This window comes from Vibrio iocasae (assembly GCF_042245395.1).
GTDB lineage: Bacteria > Pseudomonadota > Gammaproteobacteria > Enterobacterales > Vibrionaceae > Vibrio > Vibrio iocasae.
Genome location: NZ_CP145311.1, coordinates 1,137,296 through 1,151,794, shown reverse-complemented (window position 1 = coordinate 1,151,794; position 14,499 = coordinate 1,137,296). Strand labels below are relative to the sequence as shown.

12 protein-coding genes and 2 pseudogenes are annotated in these 14,499 nt (G+C 44.0%); 6 read left to right on the top strand and 8 right to left on the bottom strand.

Annotation, left to right across the window (positions count from 1 at the left end; genetic code table 11):
• Positions 1-9 precede the first annotated feature (9 nt).
• The 4 genes from SNR28_RS15000 to lrp form a co-directional block, all read right to left on the bottom strand.
• Positions 10-1,359: a replication-associated recombination protein A gene (locus SNR28_RS15000; RefSeq protein ID WP_375753474.1), complete on the bottom strand. Its 1,350-nt coding sequence runs from the start codon at positions 1,357-1,359 to the stop codon at positions 10-12.
• 327 nt (positions 1,360-1,686) lie between these two features.
• Entirely contained in the window at positions 1,687-2,286 is a 600-nt protein-coding gene (gene lolA / locus SNR28_RS14995) for an outer membrane lipoprotein chaperone LolA (RefSeq protein WP_375753473.1), read from the bottom strand.
• Between the two features lie 60 nt (positions 2,287-2,346).
• Entirely contained in the window at positions 2,347-5,121 is a 2,775-nt protein-coding gene (locus SNR28_RS14990) for a DNA translocase FtsK 4TM domain-containing protein (protein ID WP_375754093.1), read from the bottom strand.
• A gap of 191 nt (positions 5,122-5,312) precedes the next feature.
• Positions 5,313-5,807, bottom strand: a complete 495-nt coding sequence (gene lrp, locus SNR28_RS14985; protein ID WP_042474348.1) for a leucine-responsive transcriptional regulator Lrp — start codon at positions 5,805-5,807, stop codon at positions 5,313-5,315.
• 156 nt (positions 5,808-5,963) lie between these two features.
• On the opposite strand from lrp, the gene ald reads away from it, so the two are divergent.
• Complete coding sequence (gene ald / locus SNR28_RS14980; RefSeq protein ID WP_375753472.1) at positions 5,964-7,088, top strand: alanine dehydrogenase; 1,125 nt, start codon at positions 5,964-5,966, stop codon at positions 7,086-7,088.
• A 72-nt stretch (positions 7,089-7,160) separates the two neighbouring features.
• Here the strand turns inward: ald and SNR28_RS14975 are convergent.
• Positions 7,161-7,967, bottom strand: a pseudogene (locus SNR28_RS14975) (methyltransferase); the annotation flags it as partial.
• A gap of 425 nt (positions 7,968-8,392) precedes the next feature.
• Here SNR28_RS14975 and SNR28_RS14970 point away from each other — a divergent pair.
• Both SNR28_RS14970 and SNR28_RS14965 read left to right on the top strand, forming a co-directional pair.
• Positions 8,393-9,006: pseudogene (locus tag SNR28_RS14970) on the top strand (IS110 family transposase); the annotation flags it as partial.
• Positions 9,007-9,087: 81 nt separating this feature from the next.
• A complete protein-coding gene (locus SNR28_RS14965) occupies positions 9,088-10,008 on the top strand; it encodes an IS5 family transposase (RefSeq protein WP_375753470.1) in 921 nt (306 codons plus the stop codon).
• A gap of 216 nt (positions 10,009-10,224) precedes the next feature.
• Here the strand turns inward: SNR28_RS14965 and SNR28_RS14960 are convergent, their stop codons facing one another.
• The 3 genes from SNR28_RS14960 to SNR28_RS14950 all read right to left on the bottom strand — a co-directional run bounded on the left by SNR28_RS14960 (position 10,225) and on the right by SNR28_RS14950 (position 12,952).
• Positions 10,225-10,554 carry a hypothetical protein gene (locus SNR28_RS14960; protein WP_375753469.1) on the bottom strand — a complete coding sequence of 110 codons (330 nt, stop codon included), beginning with the start codon at positions 10,552-10,554 and terminating at the stop codon, positions 10,225-10,227.
• 279 nt (positions 10,555-10,833) lie between these two features.
• Positions 10,834-12,234 carry a sensor histidine kinase gene (locus tag SNR28_RS14955; RefSeq protein ID WP_375753468.1) on the bottom strand — a complete coding sequence of 467 codons (1,401 nt, stop codon included), beginning with the start codon at positions 12,232-12,234 and terminating at the stop codon, positions 10,834-10,836.
• Positions 12,227-12,952 carry a response regulator gene (locus tag SNR28_RS14950; protein WP_375753466.1) on the bottom strand — a complete coding sequence of 242 codons (726 nt, stop codon included), beginning with the start codon at positions 12,950-12,952 and terminating at the stop codon, positions 12,227-12,229. The genes SNR28_RS14955 and SNR28_RS14950 overlap by 8 nt, the downstream gene beginning before the upstream one ends.
• A gap of 180 nt (positions 12,953-13,132) precedes the next feature.
• On the opposite strand from SNR28_RS14950, the gene SNR28_RS14945 reads away from it, so the two are divergent.
• The 3 genes from SNR28_RS14945 to SNR28_RS14935 all read left to right on the top strand — a co-directional run bounded on the left by SNR28_RS14945 (position 13,133) and on the right by SNR28_RS14935 (position 14,498).
• Complete coding sequence (locus tag SNR28_RS14945; protein ID WP_375753465.1) at positions 13,133-13,456, top strand: hypothetical protein; 324 nt, start codon at positions 13,133-13,135, stop codon at positions 13,454-13,456.
• A gap of 14 nt (positions 13,457-13,470) precedes the next feature.
• A complete protein-coding gene (locus tag SNR28_RS14940) occupies positions 13,471-13,683 on the top strand; it encodes an SHOCT domain-containing protein (RefSeq protein WP_375753463.1) in 213 nt (70 codons plus the stop codon).
• A gap of 329 nt (positions 13,684-14,012) precedes the next feature.
• A complete protein-coding gene (locus SNR28_RS14935; protein WP_375753461.1) occupies positions 14,013-14,498 on the top strand; it encodes a MerR family transcriptional regulator in 486 nt (161 codons plus the stop codon).
• Position 14,499 lies beyond the last annotated feature (1 nt).

Sequence of the window (14,499 nt, the reverse complement as noted above, 5' to 3'; positions counted from 1 at the left end):
CAAAAAGCGCTACTTTTCATAGCGCTTTTGCAGGCTTTTTGCATCCAATGAGGCAAGATAATCCAACTTTTCGCCTATTTTTGTCTCTAAGCCCCTATTTGTTGGAAAATAGTAACGGGTTTGATCCATCTCTGGTGGAAAATAATTCTCACCGGCAGCATAGGCTCCCGGCTCATCATGGGCATATCGATACTCAGCGCCATAACCCATATCCTTCATCAGGCTGGTTGGTGCATTTCTCAAATGGTGAGGCACTTCGTACTCAGGTTGCTCTCTTGCATCCGTTAACGCCTGCTTCCACGCGGTATAAACTGCGTTACTTTTCGGAGCACAAGCAAGATACACAACCGCCTGAGCAATAGCCCTTTCTCCTTCAGCAGGCCCTATTCTGGTGAAGCAATCCCACGCAGACAAGGCGACTTGCATCGCCCTTGGGTCGGCATTGCCTACATCTTCTGAAGCAATGGCTAATAATCTTCGGGCAATATAAAGCGGATCGCACCCTGCGGTTATCATTCTCGCAGACCAATAAAGAGCAGCATCAGGATCCGAGCCCCGAATAGATTTGTGGACAGCAGAAATTAGGTCGTACCAAATATCCCCTTTATTATCGAAGCGAGAGACCTTTTCTCCAGCGACTTCGGCAAGCAACGGAAGAGTGATTTGCTTGGCTCCATCAGCGTCCTCTTCTGCCATATCATAAAGCAATTCAAGATAATTCAGAGACATCCTGGCATCACCATTCACGAGTTCAGCCAACCGATCGAGCGCATTATCAGCAAAGTGCGCTTTTGTGTTACCAAGCCCTCTCTCTTCGTCGGAGACAGCCTGGTTGATAACCTGAAGAATATCCTGATTATTTAGTGAGGTAAGCTTATAAACACGAGCCCGGGACAAGAGAGCATTATTGAGTTCAAAAGAGGGGTTTTCTGTCGTTGCGCCGATAAACGTTACCGTGCCGTCTTCAATATGCGGAAGGAAAGCGTCCTGCTGGCTCTTATTAAAGCGATGGACTTCGTCCACAAACAAGATTGTCCGCCTTCCGGCTAGCTTATTCTCCCGAGCTTTCTCTATCGCAGCACGAATGTCTTTCACACCGGATGTTACCGCAGATACACGTTCCACTTCCGCGTTGGCATAATTCGCAGCCACTTCTGCCAGCGTAGTTTTCCCGGTCCCAGGAGGCCCCCAAAGAATCATGGAGTGGATTTGCCCTGCTTCTAACGCTCTACGAAGTGGTTTGCCCTCTCCAAGGATATGTTGCTGTCCAATGTATTGTTCAACGGTCTCTGGTCTCATACGAGCTGCCAGAGGGCGGAAATCATCATCAGAAGCGAAGTCTAAGGTGTAATTTGACACAATTTGTCCTTGTTTACGTTCCCATAAAGGTCGTGAGAACAAGATTAAATTATTTAAACTTCTCGTTCCAATGTTCTAGCATTGGAATGCATACCCTGTTGTGGTTCAGTAGTTTTTAATCTGATATGCATTCCCACGGGGACCGTGGGAACGAGGTGAAATGTTTCTATACATTAAAATGCGGGTGGAATGACCGTGTATGCCCTGCGTATTGAACATGCGATTACACTATAACTTTCTTCACCCAGCAGTATTTCAATAAGCGGTTCGTGGAGCAGGGTATACCCGGTTGTTCCTGAAAATCAGTTTAGCAACTCAATAGCACTACTAATTGCGTTGATCGTCTACCTCTACACCTTCAGGTACAATAAAAGTAAATCGCTCAGAAGCAGGAACCTTTGCACTAAAATCATCGAACACAAACTGTCCCTGCTGGCCATCTTGCTCGATAACCGTAAACCCTTTCACCACACCACCTTCATCAATCTCAACCAGAAACTGCCCTTGAGTCGAATCTGTCGCGGTTGGCGTCAGAGTAAACTTATTCCCTTCCTGAGTTACATGATAGTTGTCCCAGTCACTCGCTCGATTGCGGGTAAGAAGCACAAAAGGTGTTTGCGCCGTTGCCTGTTCCTGCCAGTAAATCGTTACCTGCTCTACAAATGGGCTGTAGTACCAAAGGGTTTTACCATCAGAGACCAACACATTTTCATCTGGCATAACCGTTGTCCAACGGAACAAACTCGGTCTTGCTATCTCTACAGAGCCCTCTCCTTCCATTATCAGCTCATTATCCGGGCTGATAACCTTCTGAGAAAAGTTTGCACTAAAGCCATCTGTCTGTGCGAGACGTGCACTCAACTCTTCCTGAGGCGTAGCAAATACAGAAAAGCTGACTGACAGCAAGACAAGTAATAGTTTTTTCATTTAAATTCTCTTTAACAACAGGGACTCTTTACTAGACCCGTATCTTTAGTCCAAGTTCCGCTAGTCCTTAATCGGCGCTGGCGCTAAAACTTCACGGTTACCATTATGACCCGGAGCACTTACGATACCTTGCGCTTCCAATTGCTCAACAATTCGCGCTGCTCGGTTATAACCAATTTTGAATCGTCTCTGAACACCAGAGACCGAACCACGGCGAGTTTCAACCACGTGCTCAACAACCTGATCGAATAGCGGATCGACATCTTCATCGCTTTCCATTGTCTCACCCGGTAGCAGTGTTTCCGGACTTTGATCACCACTGGTTATCTCATCGATATACTGTGGTTTACCACGAGCCTTCCAGTCATTGACAACCGCATGAACATCATCGTCAGAAGCAAAAGCACCATGCACACGGATGGTGTGACTTGAACCCGGGGGAAGGTAAAGCATGTCGCCCATACCAAGCAGTGACTCAGCACCACCCTGATCCAGGATCGTACGTGAATCGGTTTTCGTAGATACCGTAAACGCGACACGTGTCGGAATGTTCGCTTTAATCAAGCCTGTGATAACATCTACAGATGGACGCTGAGTCGCCAGAATCAGGTGAATACCTGCAGCTCGCGCTTTTTGCGCCAAACGTGCAATCAGCTCTTCGACTTTCTTACCAACCACCATCATCAGGTCAGCAAATTCATCAACAACAACAACAATGTATGGCAGTTTCTCAAGCAATGGCGGTTCCTGATCCATACTGTCGCCCGGTTGCCATAGCGGGTCGTGAATAGGGTGTCCTGCATCTGCAGCCATCTTCAGCTTCTCGTTAAAGCCTTTAACGTTACGTACACCCAACGCAGACATCAGCTTATAACGACGCTCCATCTCACCAACACACCAACGCAATGCATTAGAAGCATCCTTCATGTCTGTAACCACTTCGGCCAGAAGATGCGGAATACCTTCATAGATTGATAGCTCAAGCATCTTAGGGTCAATCATGATAAAGCGAAGATCTTCCGGTTTTGCTTTGTACAGCATACTCAGGATCATCACATTCACACCCACAGACTTACCTGAACCTGTAGTACCCGCTACCAATACGTGAGGCATCTTAGCGATATCAGCAATCACCGCTTCACCAGCAATATCTTGCCCCATAACAACCGTTGTTGGTGACTTCGCCTCCTGGAACTGCTTGCTTCCGACAACATCTGAGAAGAATACTGTCTGGCGGCTCATATTTGGCAACTCAAGACCGACATAAGGTTTACCCGGAATCACTTCCACCACGCGCACTGCCATTGCCGATAGCGAGCGGGCTAAATCCATAGAAAGGCTTGAGATACGACTTACTTTTACACCCGGTGCTAAATCCAGTTCAAATCGTGTAATAACCGGGCCAGGGAATATGCCTACAACCTGAGCCGTAATCTTGTAATCCGCCAGTTTCGATTCAACCAGACGAGCAATTTCTTCCAGTGCCGCTCTGTCGATATGATTTTCACGCTTTTCTGGATGGTAAAGCAGCTCAAGAGTTGGCATTGGTGATGTTGGGACAGGAAGCACTTCGTCTTTCTTCATCAGAAATGGGTTGTCCTGAGCAGCCATATTTTTCTGAGCTTCCTGCACAATATTCTGGAATGCTTCTACATCCGGGTCTTGCTCTTTAGCAGAAACAAGCGGCTCGTCTAATTCGGAAGCTTGTTCTTCAACAATACCTGCAGGAGTAGCCTCAATATTGTCTATCTCAGGCTCAGTCGCATTTATCGGGTTATCTTCCTCATAAATTTCGTCGAGCGTTTCCATTGAGAATATAGGCTGATTCTCTTCAGGTTCAACTTCAAATACCGGTTCTTGGGAGTAGACTTCTTCTGATATTACTGGCTCATGATGTGTAGTCGCAACTGTTTCCAGCTCCTCGATTGTTGAATGAAGCTTCACACTCGGCTCCATCTCCTCAATCAGTTCTTCACCGTCAACAATAAAGGCTTCCTGCTCTGCCTGCATATCGGTATTCGATATTTCAGTTTCCATCGCGGCAGGTGGAATATGAATGTTGTATCTCGATACGAGTTCTTCTTTTTGAACAGGCGCTTCAACAATCTTCTTCTCAAAGTGATACTCAGGCTCATCCTCTTCAGAATATTCAACATAATCAGTGTTTGCTTCCAGCTTCTCTTCTTTACTACCACGAACCTTGTTGACCATTGACGCAAAAACAGTAATCGCGCTATTTCCTAGCCATTCCACAATCGTGAGCCAGGAGATACCCGTGAGCAACGTCAGGCTGGCACCCCACAAGAAAAGAAGTACCAGTGTCGTTCCTAGAATATTTAGAGTTGGAAGAGTAAAACTGGTGAGGACGTCACCGACAATGCCTCCGGATGAGAAATACCAGATATCGTCAAAGTTAATATCCGCTAAACCACAGCTAGCGAGAATCATGATCACTAAACCAAGGAGACGTGTCCCCCAGAGCATCAAATCGAGAGGGTCATCTTCTGTTCTGTTTCGGAACAAACCGTAGCTAAACACCACAAGTACCGCGGGTAAGATGAAAGCCAAAAGCCCAAAGGTGAAAAATAGAGTGTCTGCCAGCCATGCACCAAAGGTACCACCTGCATTTTGTACTTCTACACCCCAGGAGGTTTGTGACCATGACGGGTCAGCTGGATTAAAACTGTAGAGCGCAATAGAAAGGAAGAGTGATAACAGGACACCAAAAATAAAGCCAAATTCTCTCAACCTATGGAATCCATTTAGGCGATCGTTGTTTTGAGCTTCTGAGGTTTTAAGAATGGTTTTAATTTTTTCTTTGTTCTCTCTGAACATATCACTTTCTGGCATTGTAATACTAATTCCATTGCCGACTTAAACAAACTCAGCAATGGAATGAGTACAGAAACATTCCGAGCGGCATAAGCCGCTCGATTTACCCCTATTTAAGCCAAAACCCAGTTTATTCACAACAGAAGAATGCTCAACTCACTCCACTATTGACAGGGTTCTGACTTAAATCACCGCTATCTTGTTTTGATAACCAGCTGGTTTGTCTGTTTAACTTCTTCCATTACCACATAGGTACGGGTGTCGTTAACACCAGGCAAACGCAACAGTGTGTCACCAAGCAGTTTACGGTATGCACTCATATCAGATACGCGTGTTTTCAGAAGGTAGTCAAAGTCTCCTGAAACAAGATGACATTCCTGAATATCATCCAGCTTTTGAACCGCAGTGTTAAACTGTTCAAATACATCGGGTGCACCACGGTTTAGCGTAATTTCCACGAACACAAGTAACGACGCATCAAGATATTGCGGATTTAACAATGCAGTATAACCCGTAATGTATCCCTGACGCTCCAGACGGCGAACACGTTCCAAGCAAGGCGTAGGCGAAAGACCTACACGCTTAGACAGTTCAACATTCGAAATTCGTCCGTCTTTCTGCAGTTCGTTTAAAATATTCCGATCTATTCGATCGAGTTCCTTAGACGGTTTTTTGTAGTTGTCTGCCATTTTTTATTCCACCTTAATACTTCCTTGCAAAAATATATACTACAATTTATTAATATTCAGCATCAAATTTTTCTTTTTGCTTTATATACTAGCTATTAACTCTAATAAAACACCCTACACACAGTTAATACAACCAATAATGATTAAGGAGTCAGGATGATCATTGGCGTTCCAAAAGAAATCAAGAATCACGAGTATCGTGTTGGTATGATTCCAGCCAGCGTGAGAGAACTTACCTCCCATGGACACCAAGTCTTTGTAGAAACCAATGCAGGGGCAGGCATTGGCTTTTCAGACGACGATTACGTCGCTGTAGGTGCATCCATTCTTCCTACTGCTTCCGACGTATTTGCAAAAGCAGAAATGATTGTAAAGGTTAAAGAACCTCAATCTGTTGAGCGGGCAATGCTCCGTGAAGGGCAAATATTGTTCACCTATTTACACCTCGCACCAGATTTTCCACAGACAGATGAGCTTATCAAGAGTAAAGCCATCTGTATAGCATATGAGACTGTAACAGATAATATGGGTCATCTTCCACTATTAGCACCAATGTCTGAAGTCGCAGGACGAATGTCTATTCAAGCAGGAGCTCAAACTTTAGAGAAATCCCATGGTGGACGTGGTCTTCTTCTAGGTGGCGTTCCGGGAGTCGAACCAGCTAAAGTTGTGGTAATTGGCGGTGGTGTCGTTGGCTCCAACGCTGCGAGAATGGCCGTTGGTATGAGAGCTGATGTCACCATTTTAGATCGTAATATCAATACCCTGCGAGAACTGGACGAAGAGTTCCAGGGACGTGCTAAAGTGGTTTTCTCAACTGAAGATGCGCTTGAAAAGCATGTGCTTGAAGCCGACCTTGTGGTTGGTGCCGTTCTTATCCCTGGTGCGGCCGCTCCAAAACTGGTCACAAAAGAGCACATTAAAAATATGAAACGCGGTGCCGCAGTTGTTGACGTTGCTATCGATCAGGGCGGTTGTTTTGAAACTTCCCATGCAACAACTCATGCAGACCCTACTTATATCGTTGACGATGTGGTTCACTACTGTGTTGCTAACATGCCTGGTGCTGTAGCAAGAACATCAACGTACGCGCTTAACAATGCGACTCTGCCTTATATAGTAAAACTTGCTAACAAAGGATACAGAGAAGCACTACTTGAAGATAAAGGCTTCCTGGATGGCCTGAATGTTATTCATGGTAAGGTGACCTGTAAAGAAGTTGCAGAAAGCTTTGACCTTGAGTATGTAGAGCCAGAAACTGCAATAGCGATGTTTAACTAGTGTAGGCTAATAAAAGACAAAAAAGCGCGATAGTCGAAACCTTTCGCGCTTTTTTATACTCTAACTACTACCCTATCGCCTAGCAGCGTGAATCAAAACATTCCTTGGGGTTACTTCCCTCTCGCAAAAAGTAGACAAAGAAACCTGATACCCCTGCTCTTCCAGATATAAAGCTCTGTCCAAAACCAGCCATAGTTCTAGCGAACGCCTGAAAACTTGCTGAACCAGACTAATCCTTTCCATTTTCCAGAAACGCTCTTCACCTTGTTGAAACCAGTAATCAAAATCCACTTCAGGCAATGAGAATGCTTTTTTCTCTGCTGCCCATCGACAAAAATACTCAAACCCTTTGTTCAGCTCCGATTTCTTGATGCTCGGAACAGTTATGTACTCTTTTTGCCCTAACACTTCCCGCAATAATAAATCGAGTCCAAGGCGACAACTCATTTCCAGTTGACGATGTTTTCTTACCCTCTCACCACCTGTTACCGTTTCTTGAAGAGGGATTCTGAGCTCTTGTTTACTAAATCTTAAATCCGAACCTTTAGCCAGCTCAGACAAAGGTTGATAACAATCGTTCTGAATTAAATGGTAACAGCAGGGAGAGAAAGTAACTCCTTTGAGCTTATTCTCTGTCGCGTTCTTGATGAGCTGAACATGAAGGTCACCACAGGCATGCAGTGCAACCGCATGCTGGTTTGGTTTAAACAAACGCTTTGCATCATCAGAAAAGGCATCTCCCTGAACAAATTGCATAGGAAGACTAAGCGCATCCGCTTCTTTCTGGCCAGCAATACAGAGTTCTCGCTGCCATTCCAGACTCGTTACCTTTTCATTCGACTCTGATGCCAGAATTCGTCCTAGATAGCCTTTTCCAGCTTATCTAGAAAAAAGTGCAATTAAAAAAAGGGGGGATGGGCATTTAAGGCAGCAACAATAACACACCTTGTAGAATACTTTATCGATACGGGTTTACAAAACGCACCCAAAACGTAAAGGTAACCCTTAATTAGTCATATCACCCTCAAATAACTACAATTTGCCTTTACAAAAATACACAAAATAATTGAAAAGTTTGCATGATTTTCAGAAATAACGATTCATCCGAATGGCTACTACCAAGTTCGAATCACCGTACAACCGAATATTAAAGTATCATAGTGATTATCTTGATTACACTTGGTCATCCACTATTGATTAGAACAGTTGATTATCCACTGTCTTAACACGTTAATTAGATGGTACGCCCCGAACCTACACTTCACTACACTCAGCATATTCGCTGAACTTCGGGAGGTGCCATCATGTCAGCTATCAAAACAATCGGTATCGATCTTGGTAACTCTACTTTTCACGTAGTCGGTCACGACCATTCTGGTAAAGAGCTTTATCAGCATAAGTTCTCCAGGGCTTAACTATTTCAATTTATCTCTGCACATGAACCTGTAACTATAGCAATGGAAGCTTGTTGTGGTTCAAACTCGCTAGCTAGACGTTGCCAAGAATTTGATCATACGGTAAAGCTAATTCCACCTCGATACGTTGAGCCTTATGTTAAAAGCCACAAAAATGACTTCATTGACACCGACGCCATAGCCGAAGCAGTGAAAGACCTAAAATGAGGTTTGTAACACCTAAGTCTGAGCAAGCGCAATTAGGATGTGTGATTCGTCGAATTCGAACTGGCTATATCAGGGAAAGAACAGCTGTGATGAACCGAATTTCTTCAATTCATGTTGAGTTTGGTTTCAGCTTTCCTCGCGATCATGCAAATATCAAACGGCTGTTCCAGTAGCTTGCTGACGCTGGGCAATCAGTCCCTCCGTTACTTGTTTTTGAGCGACGAGAACAACTTGATCATTACAATCACCTCAATGAGAAGATTAAAGAACAAGATAAGAAGATTAAAACTCTTAATCGGCTTTGTTGCTTAAATCGATGGAACTAAATCAAGAAGCTACGATCTGATCTGGCTACACCCATCAATCGTCGTAGCCTCATGCCTAAACCTCGTTACAAAACAACTAACTGGAAGCAGTACAATAAAGCCTTAATCAACCGTGGTTCTCTGACCTTTTGGATTGATGAGGAAGCGATAGCCGAGTGGAAACAAAACAAACAAGGCAAGCGTGGTAGGCCTCGCCGATTCAGCGACTTAGCCATTACTACCGCACTGATGGTGAAACGCGTTTTCTCTATGCCATTGAGAGCGCTGCAAGGTTTTCTAGACTCAGTATTTAAGCTGGCTAATATCCCGCTTGTTTGCCCGCACTACACCTGTATAAGCCGCCGAACTAAGGAAGTTGAGGTTTCATTTAAAACCAAAACCAGAGGTGCGATACAACACCTGGCAATTGATGCCACTGGCCTCAAGGTTTATGGCGAAGGTGAATGGAAGGTCAAGAAGCATGGAACTGATGGGAAGCGCAGAGTCTGGCGTAAGCTGCATATCGCAGTAGATACAAGCACCCACGAAATAGTCGCAGCAGAGCTGAGCTTATCTAACGTAACCGATGCCGAAGTGCTCCCCAACTTACTCAAGCAGACACGTCGTAAAATCATTGAGATATCAGGTGATGGCGCTTATGACACAAGGAATTGCCATGATGCCATACGGATAAAGCGAGCGGTTCCGCTCATACCGCCAAGAGAAGGAACTGCCTTCTGGGAACAAGGGCATCCACGTAACTTAGCGGTAGGTTGCCAGAAGCTCTACGGCTCCAACAAGAAGTGGAAAAAGCGGTATGGCTATCATAAGCGCTCTCTATCAGAGACCGCAATGTACCGAGTAAAACAGCTGCTAGGTGGGAAATTAAGCTTAAGAAATTACAATGCTCAGGTTGGCGAAACTTACGCTATGATCAAAGCGCTGAACAAGCTCACAGGGCTTGGTATGCCTGAAACTCAGTATGTTGTTTAAGAACTGATCAACATGGGGCTACCATGTCTTCTCACCGAATTAAGCAACAAAGCCCAACTAGGCTACAGCTTTATGCGTTTAAGTAGGATGAATGTACGTAAGTGGAAACGCTTTTTAGGAATATCGTGAGCTGCACTCCTTAACAAAAATTGCTATTAATATGTAGTTGTTTCTGTTTATAGTAAGAGAGGCTTGTCAGCCTCTCTATACTCTGTTTTAAATATTAGAACCCTTCAATCTACCACGATGAGATAAGAATTCATCTTGTTCAATGAAGCCGTTATCATCGATATCGATGCGCTCGAACATTCCTTCACTGTAACTAGAGTTTCTCAATAAACGTCCTTCAGATTTACGTGACTCTTGGCGAGCTTTCTGAAATGCGTCAAACTCCTCCGGTGTCAGGACTGCATCTTGATTAACATCTATCTCAGCAAATGTTGGGAGCTGCGCCATACTCATTCGGCCATTGTTTCGACCTGCGGCATCAACATAAAGTGAGACCGCTAAACAACTTAATATTAACGGTGCGACTAAGCGTTTCATAACTTCCTCCTTTATCATCGTTCAATATAATTATACGTTTCCATGCGTCCGGTAACGTAAAGATATGTAAAGGGAATATCATTCACGACAATTTCTCAGCCTATAGAATAATTGCACTATGCTTATGGCATTTTTGAACGCATTGTTCAAAAAAATGTATAATCAATAGTTAGTTAAAGGGGGGATGCAGCAGCTAAAGAGTGCGGGTACGCTTATCAGAGATTTATGTATGACTCAACCAACTAGCAATATTTCAAGCCACTAAAAACCGAAAATGCATTAACAAATGGCAATCGTAAATGAACACGTCAAACCATGAGGTTTATTGCTGCGTAAAATTAGATTACCACCATAATTGTTGGCCAATGCTTTTGTGATTGAAAGACCTAAGCCAACATTGGAGCTATCTGTACTTCTTGCAGAATCAAGACGGGTAAAGGGTTTGATTACTTCGTCTAGTTTGGTGCTATCAATACCGACACCTGTATCGGAAACAGTGAACTCGATATCGTTTGGATGCTTGGTTGCACTTAATGAAATCTCGCAAGAATCACCACCATACTGGATTGCATTGTTCACTAGGTTTTCAATCATTCTTCGAATAGTTATAGGTGGAACATTTTCCGTTAAGCTGCCTGCGCCTCGATATTTAATTATTACCGACCTATCGCTGTATTCGTCCACGATGGTCTGTAATAAGCTATCAATATTGGTTTGTTGCCTTTCTTCAATATCACAGTCGTTTTTCGCAAAGCTCATGGTGGCCTTTAACATTTTTTCCATGGTGGAAATTGAGTTGAGCATTTGCCTTTTATCTTCACTTTCCTCTGCAAACTCCAACCTAAGCCTTAGACTGGTTAAAGGTGTTCTCAAATCATGAGAGATAGCCGCAATCAGTCGTGTACGCTCTTGAATAAATTCAGAAATATCGATCTGCATCTTATTAAATGCTTCTATTGTTGGGACTAGGTCTTTTGGACCTTTGGCCTCAACCGGAATGACCTTACGGCTAATAGCAAACTCAGACGCGGCTTCACGCAATGTTTGAATAGGTTTGAGAGCGCGGTAAATGATGAATATGGCCAGAGTTATCGTAACTAACATCACCATGCTTAAAGCAAAAATAACAGAAGTGGACCAGTGAGTGACGTCTTCTCGAATGCCTGACGAGAAGTTCAGCCACTTACCATTTGGCAGTTGAACTGAACCATCAACGGTGGCGAGATATCTCATTCGTAGCGCCCGACGTTCCTGCATAGACATCCCCGACATCATCGCATTGTGCATGTCATGCATATCCGCAAGGGGGCGTGCTCTCTCAACGAGCAATAGGTTTACGTTTTCTATTCCCTTGGCTTTAAAGCTTGCGATGAGCTGATTGGTTTCTTTTGACAAGTTTTCTGTTGCTTTTACATGAGGCTGCGTTGTTATGGACAGCGCTAAATCTGAGCTACTGCTTGCCTCTAATACTGATGGATGAAGAGATTCGGGTGTTTGGCTTAATAGCTCAATCATTGTCGTCACCCTTTGCACAGCAGACGAAGAAGAGAGCAGGTTCAGTGTTCTTGTACTCTCAGAAGAGAGCAAATTAAGCGAGAGATAAAAGCTGGTGATAAAGCCAAGTAATACAATAGCGCCAATTTGATGTATCAGGCTAAGGCTGCGAACCCACTTAATCATGATTTACCTCACAACTAAGCTGATAACCACCTCCCCAAATAGTCTTGATGAGTTTTGGCTCTTTGGGGTTTTCCTCGACTTTGCGTCGTAGTCTGCTAATTAATGTATCAATCGCTCTGTCGTAAACATCGGCCCCTCTGCCCTGAACCAGTTTTAACAAGCCCTCTCTAGACAACACAACATTAGGATGAGTCAAAAAAGCCACGAGCAACTCAAATTCCGTCGATGTTAAAGAAATTAAAACACCACGACTATCAAGTAACTCTCTTGTGGTTGTGTTTAGCGTCCAACCAGCAAATGTGTAATTAGAGTGAGTAGTTGAGGTCTGCTCATTGACACCTGGAATAGCGAAATGCCGCCTCAAAACAGACTTAATGCGAGCGAGCAACTCTCTTGGGTTGAAGGGCTTAGCGAGATAATCATCCGCCCCAACTTCAAGGCCAATAATTCGGTCAATCTCTTCTCCCAGAGCGGTCAGCATAATGATAGGGGTATTTGATGTCATGCGAACTTCTCGGCACAAAGTCACACCATCTTTGCCGGGTAACATCAGATCGAGGATGATGAGATCAAACGACTGCTGACGCATAGCTTTTTCCATGCTTTCACCACCTTCAGCTGTGACAACATGAAAGCCATGAGGCGTCAAAAAGCGTTTTAGTAGTTCTCTAATCTCAGCGTGGTCATCAACCACCAATACTTTATAGGTCTGATCCATAAAGAGTCCTCTACGTTCTCCATACATTATTCAATATAACCAGTTTGTTAGCGAATGTGTGACAAAGTGTGTCAATCTGAGGCTTTGCCATCATTTGTCAGAAACAAATAGATTTGCGACACACATTCGAATGTAAAAGTTGCTGTAATAAAGGTGAAGAAGACAACCGAGGGATAAATCATGAAAACATTCACTAAAATACTAGCCGCCACCACCGCTCTCGCTATTTCTGCAAGCGTATTTGCACATATGGGTGGAGGAAAAAACGGGCCTGGATTTATGCATGCAATGATGAATACAGACAGCCCTCAATATCAAGCTATGCTTGAGCTTAGAGGAGACCCTGAGGCTATGCAAGCCTGGATGCAAAGTATGCATGACGACCCAGAAGCCATGAGAGAGTGGATGAAGCAGGTGCACGGTGAAGACTATGCAAACCAGAAAGGGGGATTTGGGTGTCAGGGAAATCGCTTTAACAACGAACAAGTCCCGGCTTCTGAGTAGTTTGTGAGGTCAATATGCATGGATATTATGACTTTGGTTTTGGTATAGGACACATGTCTATGATGCTGTTATGGATCGTGATTATAGGGTTTGTGCTTTGGTTACTATTCTCTCCGAAGGGTACTTCACTAGTGCAAAGAGAAACCCCGTTGGAGATTGCGAAAAAACGTTATGCCAAAGGAGAGATCACCCGTGAGGAGTTGGATAACATCAAGCAAAACCTATAGATAATTCAGAGCCATTTGTCACCAAGCACAAATGGCTCTATTTTTATGTCTCCCTTCAAACGACGCTCTTTCCGCAGTAGCAGTCTGCTCATCACCCCTATTTCACTTTTTGTGTGCTCATGCGAAAAAAAACTTGACCTGTGTGCTACACATAGGTTTTAGGATTAAGTTAAACACCAATACCACTAGGGAGCACACCATGAGTTGTTGTAACAAAGCGCCAAACGGGGGAAGCAACAACCCCAAACTACTGCTAAAGGTAACGCTGATCATGTTTGCCGTTATCTTCTTAATCGCTTTCATATTTGGCTAGATCTAGATATTGGTCAATGAATAAGTTACTTGGATACATTACTTCGGTGTCATCAGGAGAGTTAGAGATGTTAACTACTGAAATTGCCAGGTCAGTCGGGGTTACGGCTGAAACGGTCCGCTTTTATACCCGAAAGGGACTACTTTCTGCGGAAAAAGATCCTAACAATGGGTATAAGGTTTATCAACAAAGCGCTGTAGATAGATTGCGTTTTATTACCCATGCACGAAACATTGGTTTTAGTCTTAGCCAGATTGAGGAGATCATTGAATACTCCCAACAAGGAAAAACACCTTGTCCCAAAGTAAGGCAGATGTTGAGCGATAAGATTTCTGAGACCAAGCAAAAAATTCAAGAGTATGAAAAACACCTTGAGCTCATGGAGGAAACCTACGCCGAATGGACAAACGAACCAGATATGATTCCCAATGGAAAAGCCATCTGTTGCCTGATTGAGGATTGGTCTGAAAGACACCCACTTACTGAGTCTAAGGAGAAGTAAC

What these genes read in the sequence shown, in the direction of transcription:
- lolA (WP_375753473.1), bottom strand. Translation starts at nt 2,286, where the DNA reads ATGAAAAAACTATTACTTGTCTTGCTGTCAGTCAGCTTTTCTGTATTT.
- SNR28_RS14990 (WP_375754093.1), bottom strand. Translation starts at nt 5,121, where the DNA reads ATGTTCAGAGAGAACAAAGAAAAAATTAAAACCATTCTTAAAACCTCA.
- lrp (WP_042474348.1), bottom strand. Translation starts at nt 5,807, where the DNA reads ATGGCAGACAACTACAAAAAACCGTCTAAGGAACTCGATCGAATAGAT.
- ald (WP_375753472.1), top strand. Translation starts at nt 5,964, where the DNA reads ATGATCATTGGCGTTCCAAAAGAAATCAAGAATCACGAGTATCGTGTT.
- SNR28_RS14965 (WP_375753470.1), top strand. Translation starts at nt 9,088, where the DNA reads ATGCCTAAACCTCGTTACAAAACAACTAACTGGAAGCAGTACAATAAA.
- SNR28_RS14960 (WP_375753469.1), bottom strand. Translation starts at nt 10,554, where the DNA reads ATGAAACGCTTAGTCGCACCGTTAATATTAAGTTGTTTAGCGGTCTCA.
- SNR28_RS14955 (WP_375753468.1), bottom strand. Translation starts at nt 12,234, where the DNA reads ATGATTAAGTGGGTTCGCAGCCTTAGCCTGATACATCAAATTGGCGCT.
- SNR28_RS14950 (WP_375753466.1), bottom strand. Translation starts at nt 12,952, where the DNA reads ATGGATCAGACCTATAAAGTATTGGTGGTTGATGACCACGCTGAGATT.
- SNR28_RS14945 (WP_375753465.1), top strand. Translation starts at nt 13,133, where the DNA reads ATGAAAACATTCACTAAAATACTAGCCGCCACCACCGCTCTCGCTATT.
- SNR28_RS14940 (WP_375753463.1), top strand. Translation starts at nt 13,471, where the DNA reads ATGCATGGATATTATGACTTTGGTTTTGGTATAGGACACATGTCTATG.
- SNR28_RS14935 (WP_375753461.1), top strand. Translation starts at nt 14,013, where the DNA reads ATGAATAAGTTACTTGGATACATTACTTCGGTGTCATCAGGAGAGTTA.